This window comes from Dechloromonas denitrificans (assembly GCF_020510685.1).
Classification (GTDB): Bacteria; Pseudomonadota; Gammaproteobacteria; order Burkholderiales; family Rhodocyclaceae; genus Azonexus; species Azonexus denitrificans_A.
Window position 1 is genome coordinate 72,034 of the sequence record NZ_CP075185.1, and the last position, 14,702, is coordinate 86,735.

Genomic DNA, 14,702 nt, shown 5'->3' on the forward strand with positions numbered 1-14,702 from the left:
GCCAGCGTGATCCGCCAGATTCCGATTCGGCAGCTGCTGCCCGGCATGTATGTGGTGGATCTGCATCGGCACTGGCTGGAGCACTCGTTCTGGCGGCGGCGCTTTTTCGTCCGCGACGAAGCGCAGATCGGCCGGCTGCTCGAGGAAGGCATCGTCCAGGTCAGCATCGACACCGCCAAGGGCATCGATCTACCGCCGCCACCGCCGCCGCGGTTGGTTCCGGACAATCTGCTGGTGCGCACCTTCATGTCGCGGGCCGAGCGCCTCAAGGCCAGCCCGGCGACGATTTCACTGGGCGAGGAGCGCCGGCGGGCCAGCCGCCTGATCACCGAAGCCAGCGCGACGGTGAGCGATCTGATGCTCGCCGCGCGGGCCGGCCGCGAAGTCGATGCCGCCCGTCTCGAACCGGTGGTAAGCAAGATGATCGAATCGGTCAGCCGCAACCCGGATGCATTGGCCCCGCTGGCCCGCCTCAAGCAAGCCGCGACCTATGCCACCGAACACGCCGTGGCGACTGCGGCGCTGATCATTGCCTTTGGCCAGAAACAAGGCATGGCGCAGCCGGAAATCGAAAAGCTGGCGCTCGGCACCATGCTCAAGGACATCGGTCAGGCGGCCCTCGATGCCCGCCTGATCACCAAGCCCGGCATGCTCTCGCAGGCCGAATATTCGGTGGTCCAGAGCCATGTCGAGGAAGGGCTGAGCGTTCTCGAAGCGACCTCGCACCTGTCGGAAACCTCGGTGGCCGTCGTTCTCGAACATCACGAGCGCTATAACGGCTGCGGCTACCCTTACCGCATGGCCGGCGACGGAATTTCAGTGGCCGGCCGGATGGCGGCGATTGTCGACAGTTACGACGCGATGACTTCGGATCGCCCCTACCGGCCGGCCATTTCGCCCTCGGATGCCTTGCGCCAGCTGTACGACCAGGGTGGCACCCAGTTCGACCCGTCGCTGGTCACCGCCTTTGTCCGCACCGTCGGGATCTATCCGGTCGGCACCCTGGTTTTGCTGGAAAGCGGCCATCTGGCGGTGGTTGAGGAACTGCACCACGACAATCTGCTCAGCCCGATCGTCCGGGTCATTTACCACGCCGCCCGCCACCAGTACGTGACGCCGGTCGAGATCGACCTGACCCGGAAAGTCGGCAATCACTACGGCCAGATCGTCCGCGCCGAGAGCTACGAGCGCTGGGGGCTCAGTCCCTTGCGCTGGCTACCAGCCTGATCAGTTTCTTGATCGGCGCCGGCACGCCGGCCTCGGCCGCCTTGTCGAGATCGACCCATTCGAGGCCTGGTTCGGCAATCCTCGGGTTTGCCACGACGCGGCAGAGTACCGGCTGCAAGGTCAGGCGAAAGTGCGTGAAGGCATGTTTCAGCGGCGGCAATGGCTGCTGCTGCGCGGCGTTCAGGCCGAGCCGGGCGAGGATGCTGTCAACGTCGCCCTCCGGCGGCACCAGCAGGCCGCCCCACAAGCCGCTCGGCGGTCGCCGCTGGAGCAGCAGGCGCGACCCGTCGACAATCAAGGCGAAGCTCGCCGTGCGTTCCGGCACCGCCGCCCGTGGCCGCGCCTCGGGCAATTCACCCTGGCGTCCATCGCGCCGGGCGACGCAGCTGCCGGCCACCGGGCAATCGGCGCAGCGCGGCCGACTGCGCGTGCACAGCGTTGCACCGAGATCCATCAGGCCCTGCGTATAGGTTTCGATGCCGCTATCCGGCAGCAGTTCTTCCGCCAGCTCCCATAACTTGCTATGGACGGCCGCTGCACCGGGAAAGCCGGCGATCCCGAAGTGCCGGCAGAGGACGCGTTTGACATTACCATCGAGAATTGCCGCGCGCTGGCCAAAGGCAAAAGCGGCAACGGCCGCCGCTGTGGACCGTCCGATGCCGGGTAGTTCGCTCAGCTGTTCGGCGGATTCGGGGAATTTGCCGCCGTGCAGCGCAACAATCTGCCCGGCGCAATGGTGCAGATTGCGCGCCCGGGCGTAGTAGCCGAGGCCGGCCCAGTGTTCGCTGACCTTATCGATCGACGCCGCCGCCAGCGCCTGGACATCGGGAAAACTGGCGAGGAAGCGCTGGTAATACGGGATCACCGTCGTCACCTGCGTTTGCTGCAACATGATCTCGGAAAGCCAGATGCGGTAAGGATCGCGGGTTTTCTGCCAGGGCAGGTCGTGGCGCCCGGCGACTTGCTGCCAGGCGATCAGATGTGCGGTAAATGCATTGGGAACGGCCAATTCTGCCTCGACGTCGGCTACGGGAGCACGGATAATACGGCCTTTTCGCCGGCCCTAGCCTGATCGACCCCGATGACCCAAGCCCAAACTGATACCCGTGCACTGCGTAATGCCCTCGGCCGTTTTGCCACCGGCATTGCCGTCGTCACGGCCATCGATCCGGATGGGCATCCGATCGGCCTGACCGTCAATTCCTTCTCCGCCGTATCGCTCGAGCCGCCGCTTGTCCTGTGGTGCCTCGACAACGGCTCGCACAATCTCGAAGCCTTCCGCCGGGCCAGCCACCACGCGATCAACATCCTGTCGGTTGCCCAACAGGATCTCTCGAACCGTTTCGCCACCTGGCCGACCGACCGTTTCGTCGGCCTGCCCTGGCACCCGGGTGCCGGCGGGGCGCCGGTCTTCCCGGCCTGCTGCTCGAGCTTCGAAGTCGCCAACGAAACGACGCATGTCGCCGGCGACCACACCGTTTTCATCGGCCGCATCGAAAAATTCAGCGAGACGCCGGATCTCGCGCCGCTGCTTTTCCACGCCGGCCAGTACCGGAAACTGGCCGACCTCTGACAAGGTTGTTCGCGGCGGCTTCTCCGCTTAGAATGCGGCCTTCTGCCCAGAGCGGGCGTCGTATAATGGTAATACCCTAGCTTCCCAAGCTAGAGCCGTGAGTTCGATTCTCATCGCCCGCTCCACTTTCCTCCGGCAGTTTTCCTGTTTGTAACTGACCTACGTCGGTGCCGTGCTCTTTGCAGCCCTTTGGGCTTTCAGAAGGCAGATTTCAACGTACCAGCTAACAGATATACCTGCGGCACGCGTGGGGCCGAATGCTACCCAGTGGCATCAGCAAGGAAGCATTCAAAGTTGGCCATGCCATTGAAGACCTTTTCCGTGTCCACACTCAAATCGCCAAACGAAGCGAACTACACAGCATTGCCGTGATACCCCAGCACTGGGTGGCGGAGCGATCATTCCTCCCGCCTCTCTCGCGCTCTTGCTCGGAAGGCCGTGAACCGGTTCTAAGACACTTGACTGTTTTCGTGGCGCTTTGAGAGAATCCGCGCTCCTATCGGTATCGAGATACGGAACACGGTGCGAATCCGTGGCGGGCCCGCCGCTGTAACCGGGGACGAAGACTGCATGGTCGCCAGACCAGCCACTTGCGGGGCATACCGCGCAGGGAAGGCGCAGTGCTTCGGCTGATCCGGAAGCCAGAAGACGAATCGATACCAATCAGGAGCCAAGGCAAGGGCTCCGGCTGACTGCATGCGAGAAGCGTGCAGTCAGCCGGAGCCCTTTTTGTTTTTGCATTCCCGAGGAGTGGAACATGACCAAAACTGTGACTTCAACCGTTAAACACCCGCAAACGCCGATCAGTCAGACTGCGTCGGTCGCCCCGACCATCGCCGTGCGTAAGAGCTGCAACCCGGAAGGCATGGGCCTGTCGCACTACGTGCTGATGGACAAGAAGGCGGCCAAATGACCGCAGCGCTTCCTGAGGGAGCGCTGCGCGACCCGCATTTTCTGCCTGTCGACATCGGCCATGATGTCTACGCCGCGTTGACCGACCCGGATACCGCCTTCTGGGCCCTGGTCGACAAGCGCAAGGTCGGCGAGGGGCTCGACTCGGCGACGCTTGCCGCCTATCGCGAGAAGGCAGATGGGTTCCGGCAGGAGTTGCATGCCCTGCGCTTCGAACTGAAGCCCTCCGGCGTCTATCTCAACCCGACCGAGCGCTGCAATCTCAACTGCACCTACTGCTATCTGCCCGATACCCAGCGCAGCAGCGGTACGCACATGTCGGCCGAACTGTTGCACGCCTCGCTCGGTAAGCTGCGCGACTATTTCCGCTCGGTGATGCCGGACGGCCGCAAGCCGCGCGCCATCTTCCACGGCGCCGAGCCGCTGATGAACCAGGCCGCTGTCTTCGAAGCGATCGATGCCTTTGGCGACGATTTCATCTTCGGCCTGCAGACCAACGGCACACTGCTCGACGATGCGGCGCTCGACTTCCTGACCTCGCGCAATGTCAGCATCGGCCTCTCGCTCGACGGCCCGCTGGCCGAAATTACCGATGCAACGCGCCGGACCTGGGGCGGCAAGAGCGTCCACGACAAGGTGCTGCGTACCATGGAGAAGCTGCGCGGCTACGGTTCATGGAGCGTCATCACGACCTGCACGACCGAGAACCTGCCCTACCTGACGCGCATGGTCGAGCTGTTCCACGCCCATGAAGTGCCGACCTGCATGCTCAACACCGTGCGCTGCACCCTGCCCGGGGCGCGCGGCGTCAAGCCGGCCGACGGCGACATGGCCAAGGCCTTCTTCGCCGCCATGGACCGCACCCACGAGCTGTACCGGGAGACCGGCCGCAAGCTGATGGTCGCCAATTTCGCCAATATCCTGATTGGCATCCTGGCCCCGACGGCGCGCCGGTTGATGTGCGACATTTCGCCCTGCGGCGGCGGTCGCGCCTTCTTCGCGCTGGCCGCCGACGGCGGCCTCTACCCGTGCAGCGAGTTCATCGGCCTGCCCAACTTCCGAGGCGGCAACCTGCTGGTCGATGGCGTCGAGGCGGCCCTGGCCTCACCGGCCTTCCAGACCGTTACGACGCGGGATGTGGACAAGTTCAGCCCGTGCGGCGACTGTGCGATCCGCCATTTCTGCGGCTCACCGTGTCCGGCCGAAGCCTTCGAGATGAACGGCGGCATGGACAAGATCGGTGCCTTCTGCGATTTCTACAAGGAACAGGTCAATTACGCCCTGCGCCTGATCGCCGACGGCAAGGCCAACGACTACCTGTGGGACGGCTGGGACGAGGGAACGGAAACCGTTTTTGCGCTGAGTTGAGGAATTGCCGGAGGGCGCCGTAACATGGCGCCCTCGGTCATTTCTCCAGCGATATCCACCATGGCCTCCTGCCTGTTCGCTTCTGGCTGACCTGAGCCGGTTGCCGACGTCGAGTAGCTGCTCAAGCAATGTCGGTTTTACACTGAGTTTCAGAAACCCACGGCTGTGCCAATTTCCGGTAACTGGTCAGAAGCGCACTTGGAACTTCTCTGCTCGTCCCAGCTCTATTGCTGGCATTTCCCATCAGATACGCTCCCGGAGTTAAGCAGTGCAAAAGGTGATTGAAGGTTTCTTGAAGTTTCAAAAGGATGTTTTTCCGGAAAGAACCCAGCTGTTCAAGCAATTGGCGCAGCGGCAGAACCCCAAGGTGCTGTTTGTGACTTGCTCGGATAGCCGGGTGGTGCCGGAACTGTTTACGCAGCAGGAGCCGGGCGATCTGTTCGTCATTCGCAACGCGGGCAACATCGTGCCGTCCTACGGGCCGGAACCGGGCGGTGTTTCGGCAACGGTCGAGTACGCGGTATCGGTCCTTCAGGTCAGCGATATCGTGATATGCGGTCATTCGAATTGTGGCGCGATGGCGGCAATTTCCAGCTGCCAATGCCTCGACCACCTGCCGGCGGTCGCCCACTGGTTGCGCCACGCGGATTCCGCCAAGGCCATCGTCGCCTCGCAGGAGTACGCGACCCAGCAGGAGAAAGCTGATGCGCTGGTTCGCCAGAACGTGATCGCCCAGCTCGCCAATATCCGTACCCATCCCTCGGTCGCGCTAGCCCTCGCGCAGCGCCGCCTGAACCTGCACGGTTGGGTGTACGACATCGAGAAAGGGGTGATCGATGCACTCGACGGCGCAAGTTCGAGTTTCGTGCCGCTATCAGCCAATCATCAGGTTGTTGCCACCTAGAGTCGGTAACAGAGGTGATCTTATGTTTTCGTAGATACTGAGCAACTTTGGTGATCATGGTCTTCACTGCCCGATGGATAACCCGTTTGTAGAGCTCGCGGAGTTGCAGTTCCTGCGTGGCTCTTCCGCCGAGGCGTTGCGCACGGCCCGGATGGGCCTGACGCTGTTTCCCGATGATGGGGCGTTGCTCGAGCTTGCCGCGACTTGCGCGGGCAGCGAGGGCGATGACGAATATGCGGTGACCTGCTGGCGACGTCTGCTCGAACTTGATCCGTCGCTGGTTACGGCCCACAACAGTCTGGGCCTTGCCTTGCATCGCCGGGGGCTGGGTGGCGAGGCCGAAACGGCCTATCGGCAGGCGTTGACAGCCTTTCCCGATGATCCGGCGCTGCCCGCCAATCTTGCCTTGTTGCTGGAGGATCTTGGCCGGCTGGACGAGGCAGAAATTCAGCAGCGGCAAGCCCTGGCACTGGCGCCCGACTCGGCGGAGATTTGTTCCAATCTGGCCGGCCTGCTGCTCAAGGCGGGGCAGGAGGTGGAAGCGGAAAAGTTGTACCGGGAAGCGATCCGGCTCAAGCCCGAGTTTGCCAAAGCGCATTCCAATCTGGCTATTTTGCTCGTCGACCAGGGGCGGGCGGCCGAGGCGGAAGCCTGTTTTCGCGCGGCGCTGGCACTTCAGCCGGACGCCCAGCAGGCGCGGATGAATTTTGCCCAGTTGTTGCTGCAGCAGGGCCGTCTGGCCGAGGGCTGGCCGCTCTACGAGGCGCGCCAGCACGTTCGCGCCGGGGCCGGCAGCGGGGCGCTGGGCCGGCCGCCATCTTGCCTGCAATGGCAGGGCGAGGCGCTGGCTGGCAAGTCGATCGTCGTCATCGCCGAGCAGGGGCTGGGCGATGAAATCCAGTTCGTGCGCTATCTTGCCTGGCTGAAGGCGCAGGGGCCGCGGCAATTGACGCTGCTTGGCCGGCCCTGCCAGCAGGCCTTGCTGAAGACGCTGGCCGGCCCCGATCTGGTGGTCAGCCTGAACGACGCCGAGCCGTACCTGGACAGCCACGATTACTGGGTTTTCCTGCTCAGTCTGCCACTGCATGCCGGCACGGTGCTGAGCACGATTCCGTCGGCGACCCCCTACCTGTTTGTCGATCCCGTGCGGGTGGCCCGGCATGTCGCGCTGCTGGCCGGCGATGGCCTGCGGGTCGGGCTGGTCTGGCGCGGCAATCCGCAACACGCCAACGATGCCGACCGGTCGTTGCCCGGGCTGGAAGTGCTGGCGCCCTTGTGGCGGCTGGCCGGGGTGCGTTTCTTCAGCGTCCAGCAAGGCGAGCAGGGAGCCGCGCCAGTGCCGTCAGGATTACCGCTGACCGCACTCGGCCCGGCCATTGAGGACATGGCCGATACGGCGGCCATGCTCAGCCAGCTCGATCTGCTGATTGCCGTCGATACCGCGGTTGCCCATCTGGCCGGGGCGCTCGGCCTGCCGTGCTGGTTGCTGCTGCCCGCTTACAAGACCGACTGGCGGTGGTTGCAGCAGCGCCGCGACAGCCCGTGGTACCCGACCATGCGGCTGTTCCGGCAGGCGCAGCGCGGTGATTGGACGGCAACGGTGGCCGAGTTGGCCGAGGCCTTGCGGCACTTCAGGGACGGCGTTTAGCCGAGCAGTTTGCGCTGGTCGAGAAACTTCTCAAGGATTTCCAGCCGGGCCAGCGGGTCTTCCAGTTCGAGCAGCTTCTGCTTGGCCAGGTTCTGGATCGGCAGGACTTCGGTAATCCGGTAGCCGACCCATTCCGCGTCATCGTAGCGATGCGGTTCGGGAATGCGTTCGTTGCCGAGGTCGTTGACCACCCGGCGGAGCAGCGGCAGCAGGCGTCCGCGTTCGCCCGGCAGGGTAGCCGGCAGCGTATCGGCGAGCAGTTCGACGGAGGCTTCAAGCAGGTTGTCCGGGCCGACCTGCGTTTCGATGATGCGAAACCGCCGGCCGCCGTGGGCGGTGATCATCAGGATGCCGAGCTGCTCCATTTCCCAGTTGCCGATGGTGGCCAGCGTACCGACCGGGTGCGGCTGGGCGGCGGTGCCAGTTTCGCCGCCGCTGGCGATCAGGCAGACGCCGAAGGGCTTGTCGCCCTTCAGGCAGGCGGCGGCCATGTCGAGATAGCGTTGCTCGAAAATTTTCAGCGGCAGGACGCCGCCGGGAAAGAGCACGGCGTTCAGCGGAAACAGCGGGATGCGCAGGGTATCGACCGAGGCCCCGGTTGGCGAGCGGACGAAATCGAACCAGCCCATCATTCGCCCCAGCGCTGCATCAGCGTATGGCCGACGGCAATCTGGTCGAGGACGCGGGCGACGACGAAATCGACGATGTCCTGGACGCTTTGCGGATGGTGGTAGAAGCCGGGGCTGGGCGGCAGGATGACGGCGCCGGCTCGCGCCAGGCGCAGCATGTTTTCCAGGTGGATGGCCGAGAACGGCGTTTCACGTGGAACCAGCACCAGCTTGCGGCCTTCCTTGAGCACCACGTCGGCGGCGCGTTCGATCAGGTTGTCGGCCAGCCCCTGGGCAATCGCCGCCAGCGTGCCCATCGAGCACGGGCAGACGACCATCGCATCGGGCGGGTTGGAGCCGGAGGCGACCGGGGCGAACCATTCTTCGCGGCCGAAAACCTGCAGCTTGTCCGGATCGGCGGCCGGGAAACGGGCGAGCAGGGCGGCCTTGGTTTCGGCCGGGCGCGACGGCAGTTCGAAATCCATTTCCTGGCGGGCAACGACCTGGGCGGCCTGCGAGTAGAGCAGCTGGACCTGGCAGCCGGCGTCGAGCAGGCATTCCAGCAGGCGCAGGCCGTAGGGCATCCCGGAAGCGCCGGTCAGGGCAAGGCAGATGGTCTTAGGCATGGCGGGTTTCCGATGGCGCGGGTTCAGCCAGCAGTTTAGCGGCGATCAGGCCGTTGATGGTGCCGAATACCAGCGCTGCGCCGGCAAAGACCGGGGTCAGCAGGAAAATGCCGTCGTGCGGAATCAGCCAGACCCTGGCCAGCAACAATTGCCCGCCGATGTGGGCAAAGGCGGCCAGGATGCTCAGGCTGACCGGCCCGAACCAGCGCTGCGGCAGGTGGCGGGCCAGACCCAGCGTGAGCAGGCTGAGCGTCGTGCCGGTCAGCGACAGGAAGAAGCCGGGGGCGAGAAAGAAACCGAGGAGCAGGCTGCCGGCCAGGACGCGCAGGCCGCTGACCCAGACCGCCGTGCCCCAGCCATAGCGGGCGAGGACGACCAGCGTCACGATATTGGCCAGGCCGGGCTTGACGCCGGGCAGCGGCGACGGAATGGCGGCATCGACCAGCGACAGCGCGACGGCGGCGGTGGCCAGCCAGGCGACGCGGCGGTCTTCGCTGGTCACCGTGAGTTCAGTAATTGATCGAGTCATAGACCTTGGTGCGCCCGGTGATCTGGACACTGACGCGATTGGGGGCGCAGATGGCGATTTCGCCGGGACGCATCAACCAACCCTGGCGCACGCAGTACTGGCGCGGCCCGGGGTCGGAGACGACGCGGACCCGCCCGGGTTCGACGGCGATCAGCGTGGTGCCGAGCGGCCCGCTGATTTCAAACTGGCGCTTGCTGCGCAGGTCGACCTCGGCAAAAACTTTGCCTTCCTGGCGGATGATCGCCCGGTCGGCCATGCCGCCCTGCCAGAACAGCGGAATGCTGGTGCCGACCAGCAGCGTGCCGGCCAGGATGACCAGCCAGTCGCCCGGTCGGATCAGGCTTAGCCAGGGCACTATGGCCAGCGCCGTAGCAGACTGGCCGGAATGGGCGTGCCGGGCGGGCAAATCGGGGAATCGGCCATGGCGGGTCGGTCAGCCGCCGGCCAGGGTGCGGTGGCGGACCAGTACGCGGGCGCGATCGGCGAATTCGCGGGCCAGCCATTCGGCGATGTAGACCGAACGATGCTGGCCGCCGGTGCAGCCGATCGCTACCGTCAGATAGCTGCGGTTGTCGCGGATGTAGGCCGGCAGCCAGGTGGCGACGAAATGGCTGATGTCGTCGCGCATCCGGCGAACCTCTTCCTCGGCTTCGAGGAAGTCGATGACCGGTTGGTCGCGGCCGGTCAGCGGGCGCAATGCGACGTCGTAATGCGGGTTGGGCAGGCAACGGACGTCGAAGACGAGGTCGGCATCGAGCGGCAGGCCGTGCTTGAAGCCGAAGGATTCGAACATCAGCGTCAGGCCCTGGCCGGGCTCGGCTTCGATGAACTGGCGCACCCACTCGCGCAGCGCATTGGCTTTCATGCCGCTGGTGTCGATGCGATGGCCGAGGCCGGCGATCGGTTCGAGCATTTTCCGTTCGCTGCGGATCGCTTCTTCCAGCGTCTTGCCGTTGCTGGCCAGCGGATGGCGGCGGCGCGATTCGGAATAGCGCTTGAGCAGCGTTTCTTCGTTCGAGTAGAGGAAGAGAAAGCTCGGGCGCACGCCGTATTCGACGAGTTTCGCCAGTTTTTCCGGCAGCATTTCGATGCCGTGGCCGGAGCGGGCATCGATGGCGATCGCCACCTTGCGGATTTCGTCCTCCATCAGCATCGGGACGAGTATCGTCAGCATGACCACCGGCAGGTTGTCCACGCAGTAATAGCCCGAGTCTTCGAGAAGGTTGAGGGCGACCGACTTGCCCGAGCCGGAGAGGCCGCTGATGAGAACGAGTTCCATTTGTCGCAGCATAATCAAGGCGGCGCGGCGGGGCAAGCCGCGGCATAATGGAAACCGATAAGGAGACGACCATGCCCCCGACCCTTCCCCTGCTTGATTTACCCTTCCTCGCCGAGCTGACCGCGCAACGGCGCGACATCCACGCCCATCCCGAACTTGCCTTCGCCGAGGCGCGCACGGCCGATCTGGTGGCCGGCGAACTTGAACGCTACGGCCTCGAAGTGCATCGCGGCATTGCCAAAACCGGTGTCGTCGGCGTACTGCGGGCCGGCACTTCGTCCAAAATGATCGGCCTGCGGGCCGACATGGATGCCCTGCCGCTCGCCGAGATGAACGAGTTTCCGCACCACTCGCGGCATGCCGGCAAGATGCACGCCTGCGGCCATGACGGCCATACCGCGATGCTGCTCGGTGCGGCGCGCCACCTGGCCGGCAATCCGGATTTCGACGGCGTCGCAGTGTTCATTTTCCAGCCGGCCGAGGAATCGGAAGGCGGCGCCGCGGTGATGATCGAAGACGGCCTGTTCGAGCGTTTTCCCGTCGAGTCGGTATACGGCCTGCACAACTGGCCGGGCATTCCGGTCGGCGAAATGGCGGCGATGCCGGGGCCGGTGATGGCCGGCACCTGCGCTTTCGAAATCTTCGTGCGCGGCCACGGTTGCCACGCGGCGATGCCGCATCAGGGCGTCGATTCCATCGTCGCCGGCGCGCAACTGGTGCAGGCCCTGCAAACGGTGGTCAGCCGCACGCTGCATCCGTGCGAGTCGGCGGTGGTTAGCGTCACCCAGTTCCATGCCGGCGAAGCGTGGAACATCATTCCGGAAGAGGTGGTGCTGCGCGGCACGATCCGCAGTTTCAAGGCGGACGTCCAGGAGAACATCGAGCGGGCCATCGAGCGGCTGTGTAGCGGCATTGCGGCGGCGAACGGGGCACAGATCAGCGTGCATTTCGACCACCGCTATCCGCCGACGGTCAACAGCGTCGCTGAGGCAAAATTCTGCCAGGCCGTGGCGGCCGAGGTTTTTGGTCCGGAACGGGTACTCACCGATATTCTGCCGTCGATGGGCGCCGAGGATTTCGCCTATATGCTGCGCGAAAAGCCGGGCTGCTATGTCTGGCTCGGCAACGGCCCGGGCACCGGCGGCTGCACGCTGCACAATCCGCACTACGACTTCAATGACGAGTTGCTGACCCTGGGAGTCAGCTACTGGGTGCAACTCGTCCGGCGGGCCTTGCCGAAAGCCTGAGGCTCAGACCTTGAAGCGGGCGATGGCCTGACTCAAGGCGGTCGACGTCGAATTCAGACGGCCGGCCGAGCCGACCACATTCTGCATCGCCTGGTCGTTCTGTTCGATCAGGTTGCGGACCTGTTCGACATGCGACTGCAGGGCTTTCTCGTTGCCGTTCTCGACGCTGATCGCCGTGGCAATCTGCTGGACCACCTGGGTGACCTGCAACGAGCTGGCATTCATCTGGTCGAAGGCTTCGCGGGCCTGATGCGACAGGTCGACGCTGTCGCCGACCTGCAGCAAACCCGATTCCATGCCGGCGACGGCGCGTTTGGTGCCGGACTGGATGCTTTCGACCATGGCCGAAATTTCGGCGGTCGATTGCGTCGTCCGTTCGGCCAGCTTGCGCACCTCGTCGGCGACCACCGCGAAGCCGCGCCCTTGTTCGCCGGCCCGGGCCGCTTCGATGGCCGCATTGAGCGCCAGCAGGTTGGTCTGGCCGGCAATCTCGGAAATGACGCCGAGGATGGAACTGATTTGCGCCGAGAGGGCGCCGAGTTCCTGGACGTGGCCGGCCGTGGCGCGAACCGAATTGGCCATTGCCTCGGTTTCGCTCGCCGCCTTGCTGGCCAGCGCGGCACCGCTGCCGGAAATATTGCTTGAAGCGCCGACAATCTGCTCGGCCTCGGTGACGGCCGACATCACGGCACGCAGGCTGGTCGCCAGGCTTTGCACATTGCCGACCATTTCGCCGGCTCGGTCGAGCTGCTGGCGACTGCCGGCGGCGACTTGCTCGGTTGCTTCGCCAACCTGGCGAGCCGTCTGCTCGACATCGCGGGCATGGCTGGCCAGCGTCCCGACCAGCTGGCGCAGTTGCTGCTGCATGCTGGCCAGCGCGGCGAGCAGGCTGTTGCTGTCGCCGCTGCTCAGGGCGATCGGCTGGGTCAGGTCGCCAATCGCCACGGCATTGGCCACCTGGCGGGCGTAAGCCGGCTCGCCGCCGAGTTCGCGGCGGACGTAAGCAAGCGTGGTGAGGGCACTGGCGATCCCGATCAGCACTGCCAGTATCGACAAGCCGAGAATGATTCCTTGCAGGCGTTCGACCTGCGTGGCGACGGCGCTGCGCTGCGCATCGGCAATTTTCTGCAGGGCCCCGATATCGTCCAGCAAGGCCTGTTTCAGCGCCCGCCAGGCGGGCGTTTCGCGGCTGTTGATCAGGGTCTTTCCTTCGTCGATCTGGCCCGCCTTGAGGGCTGCCATGACCTGCGTCTGGGCTTCGGTCTGGGCGGCGGCGAGCGGTTCGAGGCGGCCGATGCTGCTGGCGAAGCCATCGACCGTCGCGCTGGCCGCGATGGCGCTGGCGCGCGCGGCGGCGAAATCCTTGCGGGCCTTTTCGAGATTCTGGTAGGCCTTGGGATTGCCCGGGTCGAGCACGATGTTGCGCAGGGCCTGGCCCATCTGCAAACCTTGGGCGTACATTTCCCGGTAATTCTGATTGAGTGCTCCGACCCCGTCGAGGAAGGTGCCGAATTGCGCCGAGGTGGAGCGCAGGCCGCTGTAGGAGACGACGATTGCCGCGATAAAGGCGGCCATGATCAGGGCCATGCCGAGCAGCAGTCGATTACGGAAACTCATGTTGATTAAACCCTTTGCATATAAGGGTTTGATTGTACGTTATCGGTCTGCCTCGATCCAGCGAGAATCAGCCTGCGACCAGATCTCCGGCCTCGCGGCGCAAGGCGTTGACCAGCAGCAGATCGCGTTCGACCCGGGCCGCCAGCATCTCTTCGTCAAGCCCCAGGTAGCGGCGATTGACGTCGATGGCAAATGGCAGGCTGAGGATGAAACGGGGGAAATCGGCAGCGGCGATGCACCGCCGTTCCATCATGGCGAACGAGACGATGACCTTGATCGCGTGCCAGGCCAGTTTGTCGATTTCGGCGGTAAACATCTCGAGACGCCGGAAAGCCCGCGCAAAAGCCGCATCCACCGTGGCAAACGGCTTGCCGTGTCCGGGAATCACCGTGTCGATGGGCAGCCGGGCGAGCATTTCCAGCGTTGCCCGGGTACTGGCCAGGCCGTCGGCCTCGCCGAGCAGTTCCGGGAAAATCACGCCGAAACCGTTTTCCCACAGCGCATCGCCGGAAATCAGGATGCGCTGTTCGGCGTTGTAGAAGGCGAGCGCTTCCATGTCGTGGCCGGGCACGGCCAGCAACTGCCAGTTCAGGCCGGCCATTTCGACTTCGCTGCCGGCGGCGAGCAGGCTGTCGTGCTGGAAGCGCGCCGATTGCTGGCCGAGCGGCGAAAGGAGCAGGGCGTTTTCGTCCCATTCGGCAATCACCGCATGCAGGCCGGCCGGCACGCTGATTGAACAACCAAACCGGGCCTGCAAGGCGGCGTTGCCGCCGATATGGTCGGAATGCGAATGGGTGTTGAACAGCCGCTTCAACTGCCGGCCATCCAGCGCATGGCCGACCAGCTCGACGGTCTGGGCGGCATGCGCGACGTAGCCGCTATCGACCAGCGTGGCGTTTTCGCCTTCCAGGCAAAGAATGTTGTTGGCCGAGAGCCAGCCGCGTTCGAGAACGACCAGCGACTCGGGCAGATGCACGCTCATTCCGGGTGGTCCGGGTCGGTGCTGATATTGGCCGGCTGGATCGATGGCCAGGCCACCTCAGCGACGATTTGCGGTGCGCCGAGCGGCGGCCGGCCACAACCCAGGCAGTAGCCGGAATCGGGATCGGCCATGCAGACCCCGACGCAGAGATATTGGTCTTCTTCGTAGTTTTCCATGATCGG

At 64.5% G+C, this 14,702-nt stretch carries 16 protein-coding genes, 1 tRNA gene and 1 riboswitch; of the genes, 8 read left to right on the forward strand and 9 right to left on the reverse strand.

The genetic code is table 11. The features are described 5' to 3' along the window. The first annotated feature begins 6 nt into the window (after nucleotides 1-6). The gene (locus KI611_RS00335) at nucleotides 7-1,227 is read left to right on the forward strand and encodes an HD-GYP domain-containing protein (RefSeq protein ID WP_226417860.1); all 1,221 of its coding nucleotides are present in this window, start codon (nucleotides 7-9) and stop codon (nucleotides 1,225-1,227) included. Here the strand turns inward: KI611_RS00335 and mutY are convergent. Then, entirely contained in the window at nucleotides 1,199-2,236 is a 1,038-nt protein-coding gene (mutY, locus tag KI611_RS00340; protein ID WP_226417861.1) for an A/G-specific adenine glycosylase, read from the reverse strand. The genes KI611_RS00335 and mutY overlap by 29 nt on opposite strands. 72 nt (nucleotides 2,237-2,308) lie before the next feature. On the opposite strand from mutY, the gene KI611_RS00345 reads away from it, so the two are divergent. The 6 genes from KI611_RS00345 (at nucleotide 2,309) to KI611_RS00375 (ending at nucleotide 7,632) form a co-directional block, all read left to right on the forward strand. Continuing rightward, nucleotides 2,309-2,800: a flavin reductase family protein gene (locus KI611_RS00345; protein ID WP_226417862.1), complete on the forward strand. Its 492-nt coding sequence runs from the start codon at nucleotides 2,309-2,311 to the stop codon at nucleotides 2,798-2,800. A 51-nt stretch (nucleotides 2,801-2,851) separates the two neighbouring features. Beyond that, a tRNA-Gly gene (locus tag KI611_RS00350) sits at nucleotides 2,852-2,925 on the forward strand. Nucleotides 2,926-3,283: 358 nt separating this feature from the next. Further along, nucleotides 3,284-3,473: riboswitch (cobalamin riboswitch) on the forward strand. Nucleotides 3,474-3,557: 84 nt separating this feature from the next. Next, nucleotides 3,558-3,713, forward strand: coding sequence for a modified peptide precursor CbpA (gene cbpA / locus KI611_RS00360; RefSeq protein WP_226417863.1), 156 nt, complete (start codon nucleotides 3,558-3,560; stop codon nucleotides 3,711-3,713). Beyond that, nucleotides 3,710-5,080 (forward strand): peptide-modifying radical SAM enzyme CbpB, encoded by a 1,371-nt coding sequence (gene cbpB, locus KI611_RS00365; RefSeq protein WP_226417864.1) that lies wholly within the window; start codon nucleotides 3,710-3,712, stop codon nucleotides 5,078-5,080. Before cbpA ends, cbpB begins: the two co-directional genes overlap by 4 nt. Before the next feature lie 292 nt (nucleotides 5,081-5,372). Further along, nucleotides 5,373-5,984, forward strand: a complete 612-nt coding sequence (locus KI611_RS00370; RefSeq protein WP_319002318.1) for a carbonic anhydrase — start codon at nucleotides 5,373-5,375, stop codon at nucleotides 5,982-5,984. Between the two features lie 73 nt (nucleotides 5,985-6,057). Further along, a complete protein-coding gene (locus KI611_RS00375) occupies nucleotides 6,058-7,632 on the forward strand; it encodes a tetratricopeptide repeat protein (protein ID WP_226417866.1) in 1,575 nt (524 codons plus the stop codon). On the opposite strand, the gene KI611_RS00380 is transcribed toward KI611_RS00375, so the two are convergent. Genes KI611_RS00380 through rapZ form a run of 5 tightly spaced genes read right to left on the reverse strand, consistent with a single transcriptional unit; the run spans nucleotide 7,629 to nucleotide 10,674 of the window. Continuing rightward, nucleotides 7,629-8,264: an LON peptidase substrate-binding domain-containing protein gene (locus KI611_RS00380; protein ID WP_319002319.1), complete on the reverse strand. Its 636-nt coding sequence runs from the start codon at nucleotides 8,262-8,264 to the stop codon at nucleotides 7,629-7,631. The genes KI611_RS00375 and KI611_RS00380 overlap by 4 nt on opposite strands. Continuing rightward, the gene (locus tag KI611_RS00385; protein ID WP_226417867.1) at nucleotides 8,261-8,866 is read right to left on the reverse strand and encodes a flavin prenyltransferase UbiX; all 606 of its coding nucleotides are present in this window, start codon (nucleotides 8,864-8,866) and stop codon (nucleotides 8,261-8,263) included. The genes KI611_RS00380 and KI611_RS00385 overlap by 4 nt, the downstream gene beginning before the upstream one ends. Beyond that, nucleotides 8,859-9,395, reverse strand: coding sequence for a Gx transporter family protein (locus tag KI611_RS00390; protein ID WP_226417868.1), 537 nt, complete (start codon nucleotides 9,393-9,395; stop codon nucleotides 8,859-8,861). The genes KI611_RS00385 and KI611_RS00390 overlap by 8 nt, the downstream gene beginning before the upstream one ends. Beyond that, nucleotides 9,376-9,801, reverse strand: a complete 426-nt coding sequence (locus tag KI611_RS00395) for a NusG domain II-containing protein (RefSeq protein WP_413463924.1) — start codon at nucleotides 9,799-9,801, stop codon at nucleotides 9,376-9,378. Before KI611_RS00395 ends, KI611_RS00390 begins: the two co-directional genes overlap by 20 nt. Before the next feature lie 27 nt (nucleotides 9,802-9,828). Beyond that, nucleotides 9,829-10,674: an RNase adapter RapZ gene (gene rapZ, locus KI611_RS00400; protein WP_226417869.1), complete on the reverse strand. Its 846-nt coding sequence runs from the start codon at nucleotides 10,672-10,674 to the stop codon at nucleotides 9,829-9,831. Nucleotides 10,675-10,745: 71 nt separating this feature from the next. Here rapZ and KI611_RS00405 point away from each other — a divergent pair, with 71 nt between their 5' ends. Next, nucleotides 10,746-11,921 (forward strand): M20 aminoacylase family protein, encoded by a 1,176-nt coding sequence (locus KI611_RS00405; RefSeq protein WP_226417870.1) that lies wholly within the window; start codon nucleotides 10,746-10,748, stop codon nucleotides 11,919-11,921. Nucleotides 11,922-11,924: 3 nt separating this feature from the next. Here KI611_RS00405 and KI611_RS00410 read toward each other — a convergent pair whose 3' ends face one another. The 3 genes from KI611_RS00410 to KI611_RS00420 all read right to left on the reverse strand — a co-directional run bounded on the left by KI611_RS00410 (nucleotide 11,925) and on the right by KI611_RS00420 (nucleotide 14,696). Continuing rightward, nucleotides 11,925-13,538 carry a methyl-accepting chemotaxis protein gene (locus KI611_RS00410; RefSeq protein WP_226417871.1) on the reverse strand — a complete coding sequence of 538 codons (1,614 nt, stop codon included), beginning with the start codon at nucleotides 13,536-13,538 and terminating at the stop codon, nucleotides 11,925-11,927. Nucleotides 13,539-13,605: 67 nt separating this feature from the next. Further along, the gene (locus tag KI611_RS00415) at nucleotides 13,606-14,520 is read right to left on the reverse strand and encodes an MBL fold metallo-hydrolase (RefSeq protein WP_226417872.1); all 915 of its coding nucleotides are present in this window, start codon (nucleotides 14,518-14,520) and stop codon (nucleotides 13,606-13,608) included. Continuing rightward, a complete protein-coding gene (locus KI611_RS00420) occupies nucleotides 14,517-14,696 on the reverse strand; it encodes a DUF1289 domain-containing protein (protein ID WP_226417873.1) in 180 nt (59 codons plus the stop codon). Before KI611_RS00420 ends, KI611_RS00415 begins: the two co-directional genes overlap by 4 nt. Nucleotides 14,697-14,702 lie beyond the last annotated feature (6 nt).

What these genes read in the sequence shown, in the direction of transcription:
- KI611_RS00345 (WP_226417862.1), top strand. Translation starts at nt 2,309, where the DNA reads ATGACCCAAGCCCAAACTGATACCCGTGCACTGCGTAATGCCCTCGGC.
- KI611_RS00380 (WP_319002319.1), bottom strand. Translation starts at nt 8,264, where the DNA reads ATGATGGGCTGGTTCGATTTCGTCCGCTCGCCAACCGGGGCCTCGGTC.
- cbpA (WP_226417863.1), top strand. Translation starts at nt 3,558, where the DNA reads ATGACCAAAACTGTGACTTCAACCGTTAAACACCCGCAAACGCCGATC.
- cbpB (WP_226417864.1), top strand. Translation starts at nt 3,710, where the DNA reads ATGACCGCAGCGCTTCCTGAGGGAGCGCTGCGCGACCCGCATTTTCTG.
- KI611_RS00410 (WP_226417871.1), bottom strand. Translation starts at nt 13,538, where the DNA reads ATGAGTTTCCGTAATCGACTGCTGCTCGGCATGGCCCTGATCATGGCC.
- KI611_RS00405 (WP_226417870.1), top strand. Translation starts at nt 10,746, where the DNA reads ATGCCCCCGACCCTTCCCCTGCTTGATTTACCCTTCCTCGCCGAGCTG.
- rapZ (WP_226417869.1), bottom strand. Translation starts at nt 10,674, where the DNA reads ATGGAACTCGTTCTCATCAGCGGCCTCTCCGGCTCGGGCAAGTCGGTC.
- KI611_RS00390 (WP_226417868.1), bottom strand. Translation starts at nt 9,395, where the DNA reads ATGACTCGATCAATTACTGAACTCACGGTGACCAGCGAAGACCGCCGC.
- KI611_RS00420 (WP_226417873.1), bottom strand. Translation starts at nt 14,696, where the DNA reads ATGGAAAACTACGAAGAAGACCAATATCTCTGCGTCGGGGTCTGCATG.
- KI611_RS00415 (WP_226417872.1), bottom strand. Translation starts at nt 14,520, where the DNA reads ATGAGCGTGCATCTGCCCGAGTCGCTGGTCGTTCTCGAACGCGGCTGG.
- KI611_RS00385 (WP_226417867.1), bottom strand. Translation starts at nt 8,866, where the DNA reads ATGCCTAAGACCATCTGCCTTGCCCTGACCGGCGCTTCCGGGATGCCC.
- KI611_RS00375 (WP_226417866.1), top strand. Translation starts at nt 6,058, where the DNA reads ATGGATAACCCGTTTGTAGAGCTCGCGGAGTTGCAGTTCCTGCGTGGC.